This window comes from Actinomycetospora sp. CA-101289 (genome assembly GCF_050955895.1).
Taxonomy (GTDB): domain Bacteria; phylum Actinomycetota; class Actinomycetes; order Mycobacteriales; family Pseudonocardiaceae; genus Actinomycetospora.
On the sequence record NZ_CP192093.1, the window covers coordinates 2,825,567 to 2,843,978 of the forward strand.

Genomic DNA, 18,412 nt, shown 5'->3' on the forward strand with positions numbered 1-18,412 from the left:
GAGTGGAGTTGCAGACACTCAACGTCTGCGGAGCCGCTCCGCTGGCACTCAGGGCGCCGGCGCCGCCACCACCGCGCGCTGGATCTGCACCGGGATGCGCGGGGCCCCGCCGCCGGCCTGGTTCGACCCGTCGTCCCCGCCCGCGCCGATGCGGTCGAGCACGGTCAGGCCCTCGGTGCCGATCCGCCCGATCACCGAGTACTCCGGGGGCAGGGCCGAGTCGCCGTAGACGAGGAAGAACTGGCTGCCCGTCGACCCCGGCTGCGAGCTCTTGGCCATGGCCACCAGCCCGCGCGAGTACGTCGACGCCTGGCCCTCGGCGCCCGGGTACGGCGCGAGGCCCTGCGGGGGCTCCTCGGCGTACTGGTAGCCCGGGCCGCCGGCGCCGGAGCCGGTCGGGTCGCCGCACTGGAGCACCTGCAGGCCCTGGCTCGTCACGAGCCGCGGGCACGGGGTGTCGTCGTAGAAGCCCTGCTGGGCGAGGCTGACCACCGCGTTGACCGCGCAGGGTGCCGACGCGCGGTCGAGGGTCAGCGGGATCGCGCCCTGCGAGGTCTGCAGGGCGACGTCGACGGTGCCGGTCGTCGGGGGGTTCGCGTCGGGCGGGGTGTTCGGCTTGGCCGCCGCCTCCGACGGGTTGTACTGGCACGTGGCCGGGGCGGCGACGGGGTCGGGTTCGTCGGGGGCGGAGACCACGAAGTAGATCCCCACCGCCACCGCGACCAGCGCGACGACGCCGACCACCGAGATCAGGGTCAGGCGCTGCCGACGACGCCGGGCCCGCTCGGCGCGCCGCTCGATCTGGCGCTCGAGCTTCTTCTTGGCCGCCTTGCGGCGCTGTTCGTTGGTCGGCACGGCGGACATCGTAGGAACCGCGCCCCCGGGTCCCGGTGAGGCCCTCGACTAGGCTGGACGAGCAATCCGTGCGCGAGGAGGACTGAGGACGTGCTGGTCGAGGCCTTCGCGGCCGGGGTGTTCCAGACAAACTGTTACGTGGTCGCTCCCGGCCCCGGGGAACCCTGCGTGGTCGTCGACCCCGGCCAGGACGCCGAGGAGGGGCTGCGCGAGGTGATCGCGCGCCACAGGCTGTCGCCGGTCGCGGTCCTGCTGACCCACGGCCACCTCGACCACATGTGGTCGGTGACCCCGGTGTGCGACGGCGACGACATCCCCGCCTGGATCCACCCCGAGGACCGCGCGATGCTCGCCGACCCGATCGCCGGTGTCGGCCCCATGGGCGCCCAGCTCGCCGCGATGTACCCGGGGCTGGAGTTCCGCGAGCCCCGCCACGTGCGCACGCTCGACGACGGCGCCGTCCTCGAGCTCGCCGGCCTGCGTCTCACCGTCGACCACACGCCCGGCCACACGCGGGGGTCGGTGGTCTTCCGCTCGGCCACCGAGGACGACCAGCCGTTCCTGCTCGCCGGCGACACCCTGTTCCAGGGCGGGATCGGGCGCACCGACCTGCCCGGCGGGTCGATCGAGGAGATGATGACCTCGCTGCGCGACAAGATCCTCAGCCTGCCCGACGACACCGCCGTCCTGCCCGGCCACGGCCCGATGACCACGGTGGGCCGCGAGCGCGACACCAACCCCTTCGTCCAGGGCCTCACGCGCGCCCCCGGGCGTCACCTGTGAGCGCCGCCGTCCCGTCCGGCGGGTTCCGCGCGCCCAAGGGCATCCCGGAGTACGTGGGCCCCGAGTTCACGACGGTCCGCGACACCCTCGTCCGCGAGGCCGACCGCGCCGGGTACGCGCACATCGAACTGCCCGTCTTCGAGGAGACCGCGCTCTACGCCCGCGGCGTGGGCGAGTCCACCGACGTCGTGTCGAAGGAGATGTACTCCTTCGACGACCGCGGCGGGCGCTCGGTGACCCTGCGCCCCGAGGGCACGGCGGGCGTCGTGCGCTCGGTGATCGAGCACGGGCTCGACCGCGGCGGGCTGCCCGTGAAGCTGCGCTACGCCGGGCCGTTCTTCCGCTACGAGCGCCCGCAGGCCGGCCGGTTCCGCCAGCTCCAGCAGGTCGGCGTCGAGGCCATCGGCGTCGACGACCCGGCCCTGGACGCCGAGGTGCTCGCCGTCGCCGACGCCGGCTTCCGCGCCCTCGGCCTGCGCGGCTACCGCCTCGAGCTCACGAGCCTCGGCGACGCCAGCACGCGGCCGCAGTACCGCGCCGAGCTCACCCGGTTCCTCGAGAAGCTCGACCTCGACGACGCCACCCGCGAGCGCGCCCGGATCAACCCGCTGCGGGTGCTCGACGACAAGCGCCCCGAGGTCCGCGAGCAGCTCACCGACGCCCCGCTGATGGTCGACCACCTCTCCGACGAGGCGGCGGCGCACCACGCGGCGGTCAAGCGCCACCTCGACGACCTCGGCGTCGCCTACGTCGAGAACCCGTGGATGGTGCGCGGGCTCGACTACTACACGAAGACGACGTTCGAGTTCGTCCACGACGGGCTGGGCTCGCAGTCGGGCATCGGCGGCGGCGGGCGCTACGACGGGCTCATGGCCGAGCTCGGCGGCCAGGCGCTCTCGGGCGTCGGCTTCGGCATCGGCGTCGACCGGACCCTGCTCGCGTGCCGCGCCGAGGAGGCGGGGCTCGACACCGCCCCGCGCGTCGAGGTGTTCGGCGTGCCGCTGGGGGACGAGGCCCGCGACCGGCTCGTCGGCATCGTCGGTGCCCTGCGCCGCGCGGGCATCCGCGCCGACCTCGCCTACGGGAGCCGCGGCCTCAAGGGCGCGATGAAGGCCGCCGACCGCTCCGGCGCCCGCTTCGCCCTGGTCCTGGGCGAGCGCGACCTGGCCGCCGGCGAGGTCCAGCTCAAGGACCTCGCCGACGGCAGCCAGACCGCGATCGCCCTCGACGGCGCCGCGGCGGCCGTCGACCGCGCGGTGCACGGCGCCTGAGCGCGGGTTACTGGCTCGTATCCCTCGCCCAGCGGGGGATACGAGCCAGTAACCGCGTCACACGGTGGCGGGGGTGCGCTCGGCCGACCGCACACTCGGCGCGGTCAGGCGCCGCGAGGCCGGGCGGGTGGCCCAGGACAGCGCGGCGACGGCGAGCAGGACCACCGGCACCAGGACGTGGAACGCCGGGCTCCCGGACACGAGGTGCGAGACGGTGGCGCCGCTGAGGTCGAAGGCGACGCCGGCGTAGGCCCACTCCTTGAGGAGCGGGAAGCCGGGCACCGTCACGGCGACGGCGCCGAGCACCTTCCACACGCCCAGCAGCGTCACGACGTAGGCGGGGTAGCCGAGCGCGGTCACCCCGGCGACGGCCCACTCGGCGCTGAGCAGATAGGTCACCCCGCCGGAGAGCAGCACGAACGCGGTGATCGCGGTGGAGGTCCAGTAGGTCCGGGTGTGCGTGTCCATCGGGGGGCTCCTCGCGGGTCGTCGGGGACGTCGACGGGGAGACGCACGGGAGTACGCGGATGTGACTAGGCGAGGCCGAGGATTCTCGCCGCGTTGTCCTTCAGGATCGCGGGGCGCACCTCGTCGGGGATGTCGAGGTCGGCGAAGGCGGCGAGCCAGCGGTCGGGCGTGATCACCGGGAAGTCCGAGCCGAACAGCACCTTGTGCTTCAGCTGGCGCGACGCCGCGCGCACGAGCTGCGGTGGGAAGTACTTCGGCGACCACCCGGAGAGGTCGATGAACACGTTGGCCTTGTGCGTCGCGATCGAGATCGCCGCGTCCTGCCACGGCACCGACGGGTGCGCGAAGATCATCGTGAGCGCGGGGAAGTCGGCGGCGACGTCGTCGAGCAGCATGGGATCGGAGTAGCGCAGCTTGAGCCCCGCGCCGCCCGGGAGCCCCGCGCCGATGCCGGTCTGCCCGGTGTGGAACAGGGCCGGGACGCCGGCCTCGGAGATCGCCTCGTAGAGCGGGTAGAACGCGCGCTCGTTCGGCGCGAAGCCCTGCAGCGTGGGGTGGAACTTGAAGCCCCGCGCGCCGCGCGCCACCAGTTCCCGCACCCGGCGCACGGACGCGCGGCCGGCGTGCGGGTCGACCGAACCGAACGGGATCAGCACGTCGGGGAACGCGGCGGCCCGGTCCACGATCTCCTCGCTCGACAGCGGCGGGTGCCCCGTGGCCGCGGGCGCGTCGACGGTGAACACCACGGCGGCCATCGCGCGCTCGCGGTAGTGCGCGGCGATCGCCTCGACGGTCGGCGTGCGGTCCTGGTCGCTGCGGAAGTACTGCGCCGACGCGTCGAGCAGCTCGTCGGTGAGGGCGAAGCAGCCGTGCGCGTCCTGCTCGACGTGGGTGTGCACGTCGATGGCGGTCAGGTCGTCGAGGTTCAACGGAACCTCCGGGCGTCCAGGGCGGCGGTGATCACCGCGTCGCGGCGGGCGAGCAGGTCGGAGGCGTCGGCGTCCCCGACGGCGTCGTGGACCTGGGTGACGAGGCGGTCGGCGAGCTCGGGGGTCATCGTCACCGTCCCGAGGTCGTCCCAGAGCGCCTCGGTGCCCGGCCCCAGGTGCTCGAGGACGTGGGCGAGCCCGCCGGCGCCGCCGGAGAGGTGCTGGCCGGTGATCGGGCCGAGCGCGGCCCAGCGCAGGCCCGGGCCCTCGGTGATCGCCGTGTCGACGTCGGCGACGGTGGCCACGCCCCGCGCGACCAGCGAGTACGCCTCGCGCCACAGCGCGGCCTGGAGCCGGTTCGCGAGGTGGCCCGGCAGCTCGGCGCGCAGGAGCAGCGGCGTCCGGCCCACCGACCGGTAGAACGCCATCGCCGCGTCCACCGCCCCGGTCGACGTCCCCTCGCCGGGCACGACCTCGACCAGCGGGACGAGGTGCGGCGGGTTGAAGGGGTGCCCGACGAGCACCCGCTCGGGGTGCCGGGGCGCGCCGCGGGCGAGGTCGGTGGGCCGCAGCATCGAGGAGCTGCTGGCGATGACCACCTCGGGCCGCGTCGCGGCGTCGAGCACGGCGAGCAGCTCGTGCTTGACCTCGAGGCGCTCGGGGCCGTTCTCCTGCACGAAGTCCGCGTCGGCGACGGCCGCGGCGGGGTCGTCGGTGAAGGCCACCCGATCCCCGACGGCCGCCACCAGCCGCTCCTCGGCCCCCGGCGCCGGGTCGGTGGCGACGACGTCGTGGCCGTGGGCGAGGAACAGCGTCGCCCAGCTCGCCCCGATGACCCCGGTGCCGACGACCGCGACCTTCACCGCGCGTCCACGAACGGCTCCAGCGCCGCCGGGTCGACGAGCGAGTCGCGCGACGCCACCGTGTCGGGGTCGGCGCCGAGGAGGATCCGCTTGGCCGGCACCTCGAGCTTCTTGCCGGTGCGGGTGCGGGGCACGGCCGGCAGGGCGAGCACGCGGTCGGGGACGTGGCGGGGCGAGAGGGCCGAGCGCAGCTCGCGGCGCACCCGGGCGACGAGGGCGTCGTCCACCGCGTGGCCCGGCGCCGGCACCACGAACAGCAGCAGCTCGCCGGGTCCGCCGGCCGGGTCCTCGAGGTGCACGACGAGGCTGTCGGTGATCTCGGGCATCTCCTCGACCACGGCGTAGAACTCCGCGGTGCCCAGGCGCACGCCGCCGCGGTTGAGCGTCGCGTCCGAGCGCCCCGAGACCACCACCGAGCCCGAGGGCGAGAACCGCACCCAGTCCCCGTGGCGCCACACGCCCGGGTAGGTGTCGAAGTAGGCGGCGTGCAGCCGGGAGCCGTCGTCGTCGCCCCAGAAGTACAGCGGCATCGACGGCATGGGGGAGCGGATGACCAGCTCGCCGCGCTCACCGATCACCTCGTTCCCGTCCTCGTCGAAGGCCGCGGTGTCGACGCCGAGCTCGCGCCCGGAGATCTCGCCCTCGACGACCTCCTGCCACGGGCCGCCCTGGACGATGCCGCTGCAGACGTCGGTGCCGCCGCTGCCGACGAGCAGCAGGACGCCGGGCCCGAACTCCGCGGCCACCCACCGGTAGCCCTCGGGCGGCAGCGGGCTCCCGGCGACGCAGATCTGGCGCAGCGGGCCGAGGTCGACGTCGCGCGCCGGCTGCAGGCCTTCGGCGCGGCAGGCCATGAGGAAGCCGGGCGAGGTGCCGAAGTGCGTGGCCCGCGCCTGCGCCGCGAGGCGCCACTGCCAGGCGAGGTCGGGGTGCAGCGGGTTGCCGTCGACGAGGATCAGTGCGGCGCCGTGGAGCAGCCCCGAGACCAGGGCGTTCCACATCATCCAGGCGGTCGTGGTGAACCAGAGCAGGCGGTCGCCGGGCTGGACGTCCCAGGCCAGGCCGTGGTTCTTGAGGTGCTCGACGGTGATGCCGCCGTGCCCGTGCACGATCGCCTTGGGCTTCCCCGTGGTCCCCGAGGAGAACAGCACGCTCAGCGGGTGGCTGAACGGCACCGGGTCGTAGCGCGGCTCGGCCGGCTCGCCGACCAGCTCCGACCACGCGAGCGCGTCGGGTACCGCGCCCGGGCCGTAGGGCACCTCGACGACGTGCCGGACGCTCGGCAGCGCGGCCCGCAGTGCTGCGACCTCGGCGGTGCGGTCGATCGGCTTGTCGCCGTAGACGTACCCGCCCACGGCGAGCAGCACGGTGGGCTCGATCTGGGCGAAGCGGTCGATGACGCTGCGCGCCCCGAACTCGGGTGCGCACGAGGCCCAGACCGCCCCGAGGCTCGCCGCGGCGAGGTGGGCGACGACCGTCTCGGGGATGTTCGGGGCGTAGGCCGCCACCCGGTCGCCGGCGCGCACGCCGAGACGCTCGAGGCCGGCGCGGGCGCGGGCGACCGCGTCGCGCAGGTCGCGGCGGGTCCACTCCTGCGGCTCGCGGGTCTGCGAGTAGGCGAGGAGCACCGTGTCGTCGTCGGCGCTGCCGGCCGGGCCCTCCACGGCGCGCTCGGCGTAGTTGAGCGTGGCGCCCGGGAACCACTCCGCGCCCGGCATCTCCCGGCGCGCCAGCACGCCCCGCGGGGCGTCGTGGAACGGCACGGCGAAGAACGCCGCGACCGCCGACCAGAAGCCGTCGAGGTCGGTGACCGACCAGCGCTGCAGGGCGTCGTAGTCGTCGAACCGCAGGTCCCGCTCGGCGGCGAGCCAGGCGACGAAGCGGGCGGTGACCGTGCCCGCCGGTGGTGGAGTCGGCGGCGCCATCAGCGGACCTTCCCCGCGCGCCCGTCCAGGAACGCGCTCATCCGTTGCTGGGCCTCGTCGCTGCTCGAGGTGATCGCGGCCATCAGGGCCTCCAGGAAGAAGCCGTCGTCGTCGCTCGCCGCGGCGATGCGGGGCAGGGCCTGCAGGACGGCGAAGGTGCTGGCCGCCGGGTTCTCGGCGATGCGGTGCGCCAGCTCGAGCGCCTTCGCGAAGCCGCCGCCCGGCTCGGTGAGGTAGGTGGCGATGCCCAGCTCCCGGCCCTCCTGCGCGTCGAGGACCCGGCCGGTGAGCATCATGTCGGTCATGCGGTGCACGCCGATGAGCCGCGGGATGCGCACCGAGCCGCCGCCGCCGACGAACAGCCCGTGCCGGCCCTCGGGCAGCGCGTAGAAGGCGCTGGGCTCGGCGACGCGGACGTGGGTGGCGGCCGCGAGCTCGAGCCCGCCGCCCACCACCGCGCCCTTGAGGACGCTGACGACGGGCAGGCGGCCGCGCTCGATGCGCTCGAAGACGCGGTGCCAGAAGCGGGAGTGCGCGACCCCGGCGACGGCGTCGGTGGCGCCGAGCTCGGCGAGGTCCAGGCCGGCGCAGAAGTGGTCGCCCTCGGCGTCGAGCACGACGGCCCGGACGTCGGGCGGCGGCGCGGAGAAGAAGGTCTCGAGCCCGAGGACCGTCGGGTCGTCGAGGGCGTTGCGCTTGGACGGCCGCGCGAGCCGCAGCACGGCCACCGGGCCGTCGCGGTGCAGCGTCAGCGACCGGGGCAGCAGCGACGCCACGGCGGCGGGCTCGCTCACTGGGGACTCCCTCGTCTCGCCGGCGTGGCGGGACCCACGCCTGGTATCAGGAAGCTTGATATTAGGCTGTGGCCGGTCGGCGCGGAAGGGTGAGGACGATGACGGGCACGGGTCCCACGCTGCTCTACGCGGTCAAGCAGGTCGAGCTCGCCGTCCGGGCCCACCTCGACGAGCTGCTGCGGCCCACCGGGTGCACGGTGCCGCAGTGGACGGCGCTCACGGTCCTGTCGCGCCGCGAGGGCCTCACCGGCGCCGAGCTCGCGCGCAACGCCTTCGTCAGCCCGCAGGCCATGGGCGACCTCCTCGCCGCGCTCGACCGCGGGCGCTGGATCACCCGCACGCCCGACCCGGCGCACGGGCGCCGCGTGCTCATCGGGCTCTCCGACGCGGGCCGGGAGCTGCTGGCCCAGGTCGGGCCGGGCGCCGACGCCGTCGAGGACCGCATGGTCGACGGCTTCGACCCCGACGAGCAGGCCGTGCTGCGCGCCATGCTCAACCGCTGCCGGACCAACCTCGTCACCTAGGCCGCGTCAGCCCCGGGCCGCGTCCTCGTCGGGGATGACGTCGAGGTCGGCCGCGCCCGCCCGGGCGCCGGGCTCGTAGGCGGCGTAGCGCTCGCGGAACACCGCGTGCGCGGGCTCGGCGGGCCAGTCGGGCGGCAGGTGCCGGCGGGGGAGGCGCGGGTCGCGGCGGACGGCCTGCAGCCAGTCGGTCTGCAGCAGGAGCTGGGCGGCGAGCGGGTCGGGGAGGTCCGGGCGCGCGGCGGTATCGGCCCAGCGGTCGCGGAACGCGGCGTAGCGCCCGGCGAGGGCGGGCAGGTCCCACGCGTCGCGGACCAGGGCGTCGGCGTCGGTGGGGGCGACGGCGCGGGCGTCGAAGGCGCGCAGGCGCCCGTCGAGCCCGAGGCCCTCGCCGAGCGCCCGCACGTCGACCTCGCCGGGCGCGATCCACAGCCCGCCCTGCAGCGGCCCGAACCCGGCCCAGACCAGGCGCGCGCGCAACAGGTGCCGCTCGCGCTGCCAGGCGTCGGGCAGCGAGAACGACAGCAGCGTCCACGACCCGTCCCAGCGGGTGTTGACGACGTCGGTGCGCCAGATGCGGGCGTCCCCGTCGCGCAGGACCTCGCGGGTGGCCGGCGTCGGGCCGACGTAGACCTGGCGGCCCCGGCGCACGCGGTGCAGCTGCTCGCGGCGGGCCATGCGGCTCACCGTCGAGCGGGTCGCGTGTTCGGACACCCCGGCGCGGTGCAGGACGTCGACGAGGCTGCTCGTGGCGACGTGGACGCCACGGCCGAGCAGGTAGCCGCCGAGGAAGGTCAGCAGGATCGCCTGGGGGCGGGGCGCGTCGGCGTCGGCCTCGTCGGCGGGCGCGAGGGCCTCGGACACGGTCCGGAGACTAGCTCATGATGTTGGGCACATCGTTGACGACCGTCGGCAGTCTGCCTACATTGGCTCCGACCGTGACCGCGACCACACGGAGGTCGGCGTGGCCGAGAGCGACACCCACTCGCGGACCCAGCTCCGGCGGGCGGTGCTGTCCAGCTACCTGGGCAGCGTCATCGAGTACTACGACTTCCTGCTCTACGCGACGGCGTCGGCCGTGGTGTTCGCCAAGGTCTTCTTCTCGACGCTCGACCCGCTGGTGGGCACCGTCGCGAGCTTCGGGACGCTGGCCACCGGCTACCTCGCGCGCCCGCTCGGCGGCATCCTGTTCGGGCACTTCGGCGACCGGGTCGGCCGCAAGAAAATGCTGGTCACGACGATGACGCTCATGGGCGTGGTCAGCGTCCTCATCGGGGTGCTGCCCACCTACGCCCAGATCGGGGTCTGGGCGCCGATCCTGCTGGTGCTGCTGCGCGTGCTGCAGGGCGTCGCGGTCGGCGGCGAGTGGGGCGGCGCGGTGCTCATGTCGGCCGAGCACGCCACCTCGCGGCGCGGGCTGTGGGCGAGCTTCACCAACGCGGGCGCGCCCAGCGGCATGGTGCTCTCGACCGTCGCTCTGGCCGGGGCGGCGGCGATCGCGGGGGAGCAGGGCTTCCTCGCGTGGGGCTGGCGCATCCCCTTCCTGCTGTCCGCGGTGCTGCTCGCGGTCGGGCTCTTCGTGCGCGCCCGCGTCGAGGAGACGCCGGTGTTCGCCCGCGCGAGCTCCGACGCCGGCCCGTCGACGCCCCCGCTGCTCGAGGTGCTGCGCCGCCACCCGCGCAACCTCCTGCTCTCGATCGGCATCGGCTTCGGCGCGTTCGTGGCCCAGGGCGTGCTGACGACGTTCGTCATCGCCTACGCGGTGCAGGCCGGCTTCGCCCGCCAGACCGTGCTCAACGCGCTGACGGTGTCGTCGATCGCCGCCGTGTTCGGGATCGTCGGGTTCGCGGCGCTGTCCGACCGCGTCGGCCGGCGGCCCGTCGTGCTCGTCGGCGCGCTGGCCATGACCGTGTGGGCGTTCGTCCTGTTCCCGCTGGTCGATTCGGGCTCCACCGGCCTGCTCGTGCTGGCCGTCGTCGTCGGGCAGGGCGTGGTGCACGCGGCGATGTACGGGCCGCTGGCCGCGCTCTACACCGAGCTGTTCTCCACCCGCTCCCGCTACACCGGCGCGTCGCTGGGCTACCAGATCGCCGGCATCGGGGCCGGGCTCGGGCCGGTCGTGTTCGCCACCGTGCTGCAGAGCTCGGGCAGCGCGCTGTGGGTGTCCGTGGTGATCGCCGCGTGCTGCGTGATCACGGTGATCTGCGTGGCGCTGGCCGGGGAGACCAGCGGGCAGAGCCTCGACGCGCACGACGTCGACGCCGACCGAGAGGCCCGCACCCCGGTCGCCTGACCGTGCGGATCGCAACCTGAACGTCACCCACAGACTTCACACCTGCCTCACGCTGTGCCCCCGGGGGCGAGTGGAAGGGGACGCGGATGGCGGAGCAGGTCGACTCGGGCGCCGGCACGGGCACGGGCAGCGACTACCTCGCGCAGAGGCAGCTCAAGGCCGGGTCGGCGAGCTGGGTGCTGCTGGCCGGTCTCGGCGTCGCGTACGTGATCTCCGGCGACTACGCGGGCTGGCACTTCGGTCTCGCGCAGGGCGGCTGGGGCGGGCTCGCGGTCGCCGCCGTGCTCATGGCCGTGATGTACGCGTGCATGGTGCTCGGCCTCGCGGAGATGTCCTCGGCGCTCCCGGCCGCGGGTGGCGGCTACACGTTCGCCCGCGTGGCCATGGGTCCGTGGGGCGGGTTCGCGACGGGCGCGGCGATCCTGCTCGAGTACGCCGTCGCCCCGGCCGCCATCGCCACCTTCATCGGCGGCTACGTCGAGTCGCTCGGCCTGTTCGGGATCACCGACGGCTGGTGGGTCTACCTCGCCTGCTACGTGCTCTTCGTCGGCGTGCACCTGCTCGGGGTGGGCGAGGCGCTCAAGGCCACGTTCGTCATCACCGCCATCGCGCTCGCCGGCCTCATCCTCTTCGCGGTCGGCGCGATCGGGTCGTTCGACGCCGCCAACCTCACCGACATCCCCGTCAGCGACGCCGCCGGCGCCTCCCCGTTCCTGCCGTTCGGCCTGGTCGGGGTGTGGGCGAGCTTCCCGTTCGCGATCTGGTTCTTCCTCGCCGTCGAGGGCGTCCCGCTGGCCGCCGAGGAGGCGCGCGACCCCGTCCGCGCCGTGCCGCGCGGGATCATCGTCGCGATGGCGGTGCTGGTGGTCAGCGCGACCGCGGTGCTCGTGCTCGGGCCCGGGGCCCAGGGCGCGCTGGGCCTGTCCACCAGCGACAACCCGCTGGTCAGCGCCCTGGAGGCCGGCTCCGGCGGGTCGACCTGGATCTCCACCACGGTCAACTACATCGGCCTGCTCGGGCTGGTCGCGAGCTTCTTCTCGATCATCTACGCCTACTCGCGCCAGACCTTCGCCCTCTCGCGCGCCGGCTACCTGCCCCGCGTGCTGTCGAAGACCAACGGCCGCAAGGCGCCGACCCTCGCGCTGATCATCCCCGGCGCCATCGGCTTCGTCCTCGCCGCGTTCGGCAACGGCGACATCCTCATCAACCTCGCCGTGTTCGGGGCGACGCTGTCGTACGTGCTGATGATGGTGGCCCACCAGGTGCTGCGCGTCCGGAACCCGGACATGCCCCGGCCCTACCGGACGCCCGGCGGGCGCATCACCACCGGCGTCGCGCTGGTGCTCGCGCTCGCCGCCGTGGTGGCCACGTTCCTCGTCGACGTCGTGGCGGCCCTGTGCGCGCTCGGGGCGTTCGCGGTGTTCATGGCGTGGTTCGGCTTCTACTCGCGCCACCACCTCGTCGCGTCGGCCCCGGACGAGGAGTTCGCGGCGCTGGCGGAGGCGGAGGAGGAGGTGCGGTGAGCTGGACGACGACCCTCGGCGGGCACTCGTACACCTTCACCGACCTGCGGGAACTGCTCGCGAAGGCCACGCCGCTCCGCTCGGGCGACGTGCTCGCCGGGGTGGCCGCGGCGTCGGCCGCCGAGCGGGTCGCGGCCGAGACGGTGCTGGCCGACGTCCCGCTGACCCACTTCCTCGACGAGGCCGTCGTGCCCTACGAGGACGACGACGTCACCCGGCTGATCCTCGACACCCACGACGCCGAGGCGTTCGCCCCGGTCCGCTCGCTCACCGTGGGCGGGTTCCGCGACTGGCTGCTCTCGTGGGGGGCCGACACCGCGGCGCTCACCGCCCTGGCCCCCGGGCTCACGCCCGAGATGGTCGCGGCGACGAGCAAGCTCATGCGCGTCGGCGACCTCGTGGCCGTCGCCCGCAAGACCCGCGTCGTGACCGGGCTGCGCACGACCCTCGGCCTCGAGGGGCGCCTGGCCACGCGCCTGCAGCCGAACCACCCCACCGACGACCCGGTGGGCATCACCGCCTCGCTGGTCGACGGGCTGCTGCACGGTGCGGGCGACGCGGTGGTCGGCATCAACCCGGCCACCGACCGCCCGTCGACGGTGCGCGCGCTGCTCGAGCTCGTCGACGACGCCCGGCAGCGCCTCGACGCCCCGATCCAGTCGTGCGTGCTGACCCACGTGACGACGACGCTGGAGCTGCTCGAGCAGGGGGCACCGGTCGACCTCGTGTTCCAGTCCGTGGCGGGGACGCAGGCCGCGAACCGGGGCTTCGGGGTGACGCTCGACCAGCTGCGCGAGGCGCACGCCGCCGCCTCCGAGCTGCACCGCGGCGACGTCGGCAACAACGTCACCTACTTCGAGACCGGGCAGGGTTCGGCGCTGTCGGCGGACGCCCACCACGGCGTCGACCAGCAGACCCTCGAGGTCCGCGCCTACGCGGTGTGCCGGGCGTTCGACCCGTTGCTGGTCAACACCGTCGTCGGGTTCATCGGGCCGGAGTACCTCTACGACGGCAAGCAGATCCTGCGCGCCGGGCTCGAGGACCACCTCTGCGGCAAGCTGCTCGGCGTCCCCATGGGCGTCGACGTCTGCTACACCAACCACGCCGAGGCCGACGCCGACGACACCGACACCCTGCTGCTGACCCTGGGGGCGGCGGGCTGCGCGTTCGTCATCACCGTGCCGGGCGGCGACGACATCATGCTCAACTACCAGTCGCTCTCGTTCCAGGACGTGCTGCAGGTCCGCCAGACCCTCGGCCTGCGCCCGGCGCCGGAGTTCGAGGCGTGGCTGGGCTCGGTGGGCCTGCTCGACGACGCCGGGCGGGTCCCGCAGCTGGTGCCGGAGCCGATCCGGGCGTTGATGGGATGAGCAGCGACATCCGCGGCGATCCGTGGGACACGCTCCGTGCGGCGACGCGCGCCCGGGTGGGCCTCGGGCGCGCCGGCGACGGGCTCTCGACCGCCGAGAACCTGCGCCTGGCCGCAGCGCACGCCCAGGCCCGCGACGCGGTGCACGCGCCGCTGGACGCCGACGCCGTCCTCGCGGCGCTGGGGGAGCGGGCGGGGCCGGTGGTGCGCTCGCGGGTCGCCGACCGCACGGAGTACCTCCAGCGCCCCGACCTCGGCCGGCGCCTGGCCGACGACCACGGCCTGTCCGCCGGCGACCACGACCTCGCCGTGGTGATCGCCGACGGCCTCTCGGCGCGCGCGGTGCAGGACCACGCGGTCCCGGTGGTGGACGCGCTGCTGCCGCGCCTCGAGGGGTGGTCGGTGGCGCCGGTGGTGGTGGCCGAGCAGGCGCGCGTCGCGCTGGGCGACGAGATCGCCGCGGCGCTGGGCGCGCGGATGGTGCTCGTGCTGATCGGGGAGCGGCCGGGCATGTCGGCGCCGGACTCGCTCGGCGCCTACCTGACCTTCGAGCCCCGCCCCGGGCGCGTCGACTCGGAGCGCAACTGCGTGTCCAACATCCGCCCGCCCGACGGGCTGACCCACGAGGCCGCGGCCGAGGTGCTCGCCGCCCTGATGACCGAGTCGTTCCGCCTCGGGCTCTCGGGCGTCGGGCTCAAGGACACCGGCGCGGCCCTGCCCTCGGCGGCCGGCTGAGCGCCGGCGGTACCCCGAAGAGACGACCTCCGTCCGCCACTCGCCCGGATGATCTCGTCACCCCTCCGTGTCCTCCTCGTTACCTCGCCGTGGTCGCCGTCGGGGGGCCGCGTCACACCAGCGGCGGAGGGACACCACACGCATGGGTCTTCACAGGGCGAGACTGGGACGTCGGGGGATGGTCGCGCTGGCGGCCACCGGGGCGCTGATCGTCGGCGGCGGTGCCGCGGCGATGGTCGGCACGGGCAGCGCGGCACCGCTCGACGCGGTCGCGGGCGCGGCGCTGGGCAACACCTACGTGCTGCCGGACCTGGCGCCGTTCGAGCGGACCGACATCCGGGGCGCCGGGACGGCCGAGGTCTCCGACGAGTTCGACGCGCCCGTGGGCGGTGGCGAGGCCGCGCTGCGGCTGACGACGCCCGGCGGGTCGGACAAGGCGGCGGTCGCGAACACCGAGGACGCGGGCACGAGCCTCGACCGCTGGATCACCTCCGCCGCCTACTCGGCGTTCCAGAACGAGGCGGACAACGCGATCCAGTTCCCGAGCTACCAGCTCGTCGTCGACGTCAACGGCGCCGCGGCCGGGGGCTTCGCGACCCTCTTCTACGAGCCTTACTACAACGGCGAGGACCTGACGCCGGGCGTGTGGCACCGCTACCAGGCCGGCACGGGCCGGTGGTGCTCGACGAAGGAGATCCCCGGGCTGATCGACGGCACGAAGACCTTCTGCTCGAACGGCGGCCTGCTGCCGCTCGCGGAGTACGACGCCGCGGCACCAGACCTGGTCGTCAACGCCCTGGTGATCAACCAGGGCAGCGGCAACCCGGGGCTCGACGCGGCCGTGGACCTCGTCTCGACGCCGAGCACCACCTACGACTTCGAGCTGACCGAGCCGGCGGTCATCCCCGGCGGGGGCGAGTGCGAGGAGCCGACCCTGCCCGAGGTGCCGGAGCTGCCCGAGGTCCCCGAGGGTGAGCACGGCGGCGGTCACGAGCACGGCGGCGACACCGGCGGCGGTCACGAGGACGGTGGCCAGGAGAACGGCGGGCACGAGCAGCCCGACGCCGGACACGACGACGGCGGCGAGCACGAGCAGCCCGAGGACGACGGCGGTCACGAGGACGGCGGCGGCCACGAGGAGCCCGAGCCCCAGCCGGAGCCCTGCACGTAGGAGCACCTGAACGCGACGGCCCCCTCACCCACGTGGGTGAGGGGGCCGTCGGCGTCTTTGCCGGCGCTACTGGTCGCCCCGCTTGCGTCCGGGGAGGCGGTCGACGACGCGCCCGAGGCGCTCGGTGGTGCCCTGCAGCGGGGCGAGGGCGTCGGCGAGCACCTTGATCTGCTCGTCGAGGTTGTCGATGCGCCCGGCGAGGGTGCGCAGGTCGGGGCTGACCTTCTGCAGCTCGCCGGCCGCGGTCGACAGCGCCGCGTCGAGGTTGGCCAGGCGTGGGGGGACGTCGGGGAACGTGGTGTCGGCGTGGCGCGCGAGCACCTCGACGTGGTCGATGGCGCCGGTGAGCTTGCGGATCTCGTCGACCGCGCCCGCCATCGCCTGCAGCGCGGGGGCGGCCTCGGCGAGCTGGTGCAGGTCGTCGACGGCGGACGAGAGCGCGTGCAGGTCGTCGGTGGCGCCGGCCAGCGCCTGGAGGGTCGGCACGGCCTCGGCGAGCGCGACGACGGTGGGCACCGCGTCGGCGAGCCGGGCGACCGTGGGCGCGGCGTCGGCGATGCGCTCGATGGTGCCCGTGGCGTCGGCGATCCGTCCCAGGTCCGGCACCGCGCCCCCGATCTGCTCGAGGGTGCCGCTGGCGCCGGCGAGGGTCGCGAGGTCGTCGGTGGCGCCGGCCAGCGTGCCCAGGTGGACCGCGGCGGCGGCGATGTCCTGCAGGGCGGGCACCGCGCCCGCGAGGGCTTCGAGCTCGCCCGCCGCGTCGCTGATCCGCTGCAGCGCCGGGACCACGCCGGCCAGCTGCTCGAGCACGGGCGCCGCCTCGCCCAGCTGCGCCAGGGCGGGCACCGCACTGGCGAGCGCGGCGATGTCGCCGCGGGCCTCGCCGATGTCCTGCAGTGCGGGCACCGCGCTCGCGAGGGTGGCGATGTCGCCCCGGGCCCGGCCGATCTCCTGGAGCGCCGGGACGGCCTCGCTCAGCGCGTGGATGTCGGGTGCGGCGGCGGCGATGGCCTGCAACGCGGGCACGGCGCTCGCCAGCGCGTGGAGGTCGTCGGTGGCCTCCCCGAGGCGGACCAGCGCGGGCCCGGCCTCGGCGAGCCGGTCGAGGGCGGGCACGGCCTCGGCGAGGCGCGCCAGGGTCGGCACGGCGCGGGCGAGCGCGTGGAGGTCGTCGACGGCGCCGCCGAGGCGGTCGAGGGCGTCGACGGCGTAGGAGAGGCGGGTGAGGTCGGGCGCGATCTCGTCGAGGGTGTGCTGCAGCCCCGACGCCACCGGCGCCAGCTGCTCGAGCAGCCGCACGAGCCGGGGCACGGCGCGCAGCGCGTCGACCACGAGCGGGCTGAGGTCCGCGGCCGTGCCGGCGCCGGTGCGGGCGATGTCGGCGAGGCCGCGCACGATGGACGGGCCGTGCAGGGTCAGCTCGATCGCTGTGCGCGTCGAGGCGACGACGAGGGCCCGCGCGGTGTCGAGGACCCCCTGCGGCGCCGGGGCCGGGTCGACCGCGCGCGGGAGGGCAGGACGGGTCATGCGGGCACACCCCGATGGCTCGAGCTGACGGCGCGCACGACGACGGCCGCGAGGATGGTGGTCAGCGGGACCGAGGCGACCAGCCCGATGCTGCCGACCAGGGTCCGCACCACCTCCTGCGCCACGTCCTCGGCCGTGAGGAGGTCGCCGAGACCCCGCCCCGCCAGCGCGAACAGCAGCAGCAGGGGCAGCGCCGCCCCGGCGTACGCGAGCACCAGCGTGTTCACCGCGGAGGCGACGTGGTCCCGACCGACACGCATGGCGGCACCATAGAGGTCATTCAGCCGAGCGGCCGGGTTCGCACGGTGCAGCTCCCACACGGCGCTGGTCTGGGTGACGGTGACGTCGTCGAGGACGCCGAGGGCGCCGATGACCACGCCGGCGAGCAGCAGCCCCCGCACGTCGAGGCCCGCGCCGAGCACCCCGGCCAGCTCCGAGGCCTCCTCGCCGAGCCCGGTGAGGCGCGCGGCGGCGGAGAACAAGAGCGCGAGCACCCCGATGAGCCCGAGGCTCGCCAGCGTCCCGAGCGCGGCCGTCGCCGTCCGGGCCGACAGGCCGTGGGTGAGCGGGAGGACCACCCCGACGATCAGCCCGCAGGCGGTGAGCGCGACCGGGACCGGTGGCGAGCCGGTGGCCAGCGCGGGCAGCACGAACACGGCGAGGACGCCGAGGGTGACCCCGAGCGCGACGAGGGCGAAGAGGCCCTGCCAGCGGCCGAGCAGGACCACGGCCAGCGCGAACAGCCCGCCGAGCAGCCACAGCGGCGCGCCGCGCTGGAAGTCGACGAGGGTGTAGGTCAGCGGGTCGGTGGGGTCGCCGCCCGCCCACGAGAGCACCACCGGGTCGCCCACCGCGAAGCGCGGCGAGCCGGGGGAGGCCGGGGCGAGGGTGGCGATCGTGGTGCCCGCGGCCGGGCCCTCGGCGAGGCGGACGGTCACGGCGACGCAGCCCTCGCCGGGCCCGGGGGAGGGCAGGTTGGGGTCGGAGCAGTCGGACTCCCCGGCCGCGCGCAGGACCTCGCCGTCCACCGGGGTCTGCCCGCCGAGCCCGGGCACGCCATGGGCGGACTGGCCGGTGCGCGCGCCCTCGACGACCGCCGCGTACTCGCCGGGCGACGGTGCGAGCAGGACCAGGCCCGCGAGCACGGCGAGGGCGAACGGTGCGAGCAGGAGCGCGAGCAGCCGGCGCACCCGCCGCGCCGAGACGCCCTCGAGGTCGCCGCCCCCGTGCCCGTGCCCGTGCCCGTGCCCGACCGTGGCCTCCGCCGCGGGCGTGGTTCGCGTGGTGGTCGTGCCAGCCTGGGGGCCACGCTGGCGTTGGGTGCCAGGAAATCCGCCCGCTCGATCGCCGGTGCGTCCCGCACGACGCCGTCCCGCACGACGCCG

The 18,412-nt window shown here is 75.1% G+C and carries 17 protein-coding genes; 8 read left to right on the top strand and 9 right to left on the bottom strand.

What is annotated here, in order from left to right:
• Positions 1–48: 48 nt before the first annotated feature.
• A complete protein-coding gene (locus ACQPX6_RS14080) occupies positions 49–855 on the bottom strand; it encodes a peptidylprolyl isomerase (RefSeq protein ID WP_433787935.1) in 807 nt (268 codons plus the stop codon).
• A gap of 90 nt (positions 856–945) precedes the next feature.
• Between ACQPX6_RS14080 and ACQPX6_RS14085 the strand changes: the two genes are divergently transcribed.
• Positions 946–1,638 (top strand): MBL fold metallo-hydrolase, encoded by a 693-nt coding sequence (locus ACQPX6_RS14085; protein WP_433787936.1) that lies wholly within the window; start codon positions 946–948, stop codon positions 1,636–1,638.
• Entirely contained in the window at positions 1,635–2,909 is a 1,275-nt protein-coding gene (gene hisS / locus ACQPX6_RS14090; protein WP_433787937.1) for a histidine--tRNA ligase, read from the top strand. The genes ACQPX6_RS14085 and hisS overlap by 4 nt, the downstream gene beginning before the upstream one ends.
• A 57-nt stretch (positions 2,910–2,966) precedes the next feature.
• Here hisS and ACQPX6_RS14095 read toward each other — a convergent pair whose 3' ends face one another.
• The 5 genes from ACQPX6_RS14095 to ACQPX6_RS14115 all read right to left on the bottom strand — a co-directional run bounded on the left by ACQPX6_RS14095 (position 2,967) and on the right by ACQPX6_RS14115 (position 7,888).
• Positions 2,967–3,377: a DoxX family protein gene (locus ACQPX6_RS14095; RefSeq protein WP_433787938.1), complete on the bottom strand. Its 411-nt coding sequence runs from the start codon at positions 3,375–3,377 to the stop codon at positions 2,967–2,969.
• A 65-nt stretch (positions 3,378–3,442) separates the two neighbouring features.
• Entirely contained in the window at positions 3,443–4,306 is an 864-nt protein-coding gene (locus ACQPX6_RS14100; protein WP_433787939.1) for an amidohydrolase family protein, read from the bottom strand.
• A complete protein-coding gene (locus tag ACQPX6_RS14105) occupies positions 4,303–5,169 on the bottom strand; it encodes a 3-hydroxyacyl-CoA dehydrogenase NAD-binding domain-containing protein (protein ID WP_433787940.1) in 867 nt (288 codons plus the stop codon). The genes ACQPX6_RS14100 and ACQPX6_RS14105 overlap by 4 nt, the downstream gene beginning before the upstream one ends.
• Positions 5,166–7,094, bottom strand: a complete 1,929-nt coding sequence (locus ACQPX6_RS14110; protein WP_433787941.1) for an acetoacetate--CoA ligase — start codon at positions 7,092–7,094, stop codon at positions 5,166–5,168. Before ACQPX6_RS14110 ends, ACQPX6_RS14105 begins: the two co-directional genes overlap by 4 nt.
• Positions 7,094–7,888 (bottom strand): crotonase/enoyl-CoA hydratase family protein, encoded by a 795-nt coding sequence (locus tag ACQPX6_RS14115; RefSeq protein WP_433787942.1) that lies wholly within the window; start codon positions 7,886–7,888, stop codon positions 7,094–7,096. Before ACQPX6_RS14115 ends, ACQPX6_RS14110 begins: the two co-directional genes overlap by 1 nt.
• Positions 7,889–7,986: 98 nt before the next feature.
• Between ACQPX6_RS14115 and ACQPX6_RS14120 the strand changes: the two genes are divergently transcribed.
• On the top strand, positions 7,987–8,412 hold the full coding sequence (locus ACQPX6_RS14120) for a MarR family winged helix-turn-helix transcriptional regulator (protein ID WP_433787943.1): 426 nt from the start codon (positions 7,987–7,989) through the stop codon (positions 8,410–8,412).
• 6 nt (positions 8,413–8,418) lie between these two features.
• Here the strand turns inward: ACQPX6_RS14120 and ACQPX6_RS14125 are convergent, their stop codons facing one another.
• Positions 8,419–9,273 (bottom strand): PaaX family transcriptional regulator, encoded by an 855-nt coding sequence (locus ACQPX6_RS14125; protein ID WP_433787944.1) that lies wholly within the window; start codon positions 9,271–9,273, stop codon positions 8,419–8,421.
• 100 nt (positions 9,274–9,373) lie between these two features.
• Here ACQPX6_RS14125 and ACQPX6_RS14130 point away from each other — a divergent pair, with 100 nt between their 5' ends.
• The 5 genes from ACQPX6_RS14130 to ACQPX6_RS14150 all read left to right on the top strand — a co-directional run bounded on the left by ACQPX6_RS14130 (position 9,374) and on the right by ACQPX6_RS14150 (position 15,500).
• Complete coding sequence (locus ACQPX6_RS14130; RefSeq protein ID WP_433787945.1) at positions 9,374–10,702, top strand: MFS transporter; 1,329 nt, start codon at positions 9,374–9,376, stop codon at positions 10,700–10,702.
• 86 nt (positions 10,703–10,788) lie between these two features.
• On the top strand, positions 10,789–12,225 hold the full coding sequence (eat, locus tag ACQPX6_RS14135; RefSeq protein ID WP_433787946.1) for an ethanolamine permease: 1,437 nt from the start codon (positions 10,789–10,791) through the stop codon (positions 12,223–12,225).
• Positions 12,222–13,595, top strand: a complete 1,374-nt coding sequence (gene eutB / locus ACQPX6_RS14140) for an ethanolamine ammonia-lyase subunit EutB (RefSeq protein WP_433787947.1) — start codon at positions 12,222–12,224, stop codon at positions 13,593–13,595. Before eat ends, eutB begins: the two co-directional genes overlap by 4 nt.
• Entirely contained in the window at positions 13,592–14,329 is a 738-nt protein-coding gene (eutC, locus tag ACQPX6_RS14145; protein ID WP_433787948.1) for an ethanolamine ammonia-lyase subunit EutC, read from the top strand. Before eutB ends, eutC begins: the two co-directional genes overlap by 4 nt.
• A 178-nt stretch (positions 14,330–14,507) precedes the next feature.
• Complete coding sequence (locus ACQPX6_RS14150; RefSeq protein ID WP_433787949.1) at positions 14,508–15,500, top strand: hypothetical protein; 993 nt, start codon at positions 14,508–14,510, stop codon at positions 15,498–15,500.
• Between the two features lie 66 nt (positions 15,501–15,566).
• On the opposite strand, the gene ACQPX6_RS14155 is transcribed toward ACQPX6_RS14150, so the two are convergent.
• Entirely contained in the window at positions 15,567–17,027 is a 1,461-nt protein-coding gene (locus ACQPX6_RS14155; protein ID WP_433787950.1) for a hypothetical protein, read from the bottom strand.
• Positions 17,024–18,217: a YibE/F family protein gene (locus tag ACQPX6_RS14160; RefSeq protein ID WP_433787951.1), complete on the bottom strand. Its 1,194-nt coding sequence runs from the start codon at positions 18,215–18,217 to the stop codon at positions 17,024–17,026. The genes ACQPX6_RS14155 and ACQPX6_RS14160 overlap by 4 nt, the downstream gene beginning before the upstream one ends.
• Positions 18,218–18,412: the final 195 nt, after the last annotated feature.

What these genes read in the sequence shown, in the direction of transcription:
- eutC (WP_433787948.1), top strand. Translation starts at nt 13,592, where the DNA reads ATGAGCAGCGACATCCGCGGCGATCCGTGGGACACGCTCCGTGCGGCG.
- eat (WP_433787946.1), top strand. Translation starts at nt 10,789, where the DNA reads ATGGCGGAGCAGGTCGACTCGGGCGCCGGCACGGGCACGGGCAGCGAC.
- ACQPX6_RS14110 (WP_433787941.1), bottom strand. Translation starts at nt 7,094, where the DNA reads ATGGCGCCGCCGACTCCACCACCGGCGGGCACGGTCACCGCCCGCTTC.
- ACQPX6_RS14155 (WP_433787950.1), bottom strand. Translation starts at nt 17,027, where the DNA reads ATGACCCGTCCTGCCCTCCCGCGCGCGGTCGACCCGGCCCCGGCGCCG.
- ACQPX6_RS14095 (WP_433787938.1), bottom strand. Translation starts at nt 3,377, where the DNA reads ATGGACACGCACACCCGGACCTACTGGACCTCCACCGCGATCACCGCG.
- ACQPX6_RS14120 (WP_433787943.1), top strand. Translation starts at nt 7,987, where the DNA reads ATGACGGGCACGGGTCCCACGCTGCTCTACGCGGTCAAGCAGGTCGAG.
- ACQPX6_RS14150 (WP_433787949.1), top strand. Translation starts at nt 14,508, where the DNA reads ATGGTCGCGCTGGCGGCCACCGGGGCGCTGATCGTCGGCGGCGGTGCC.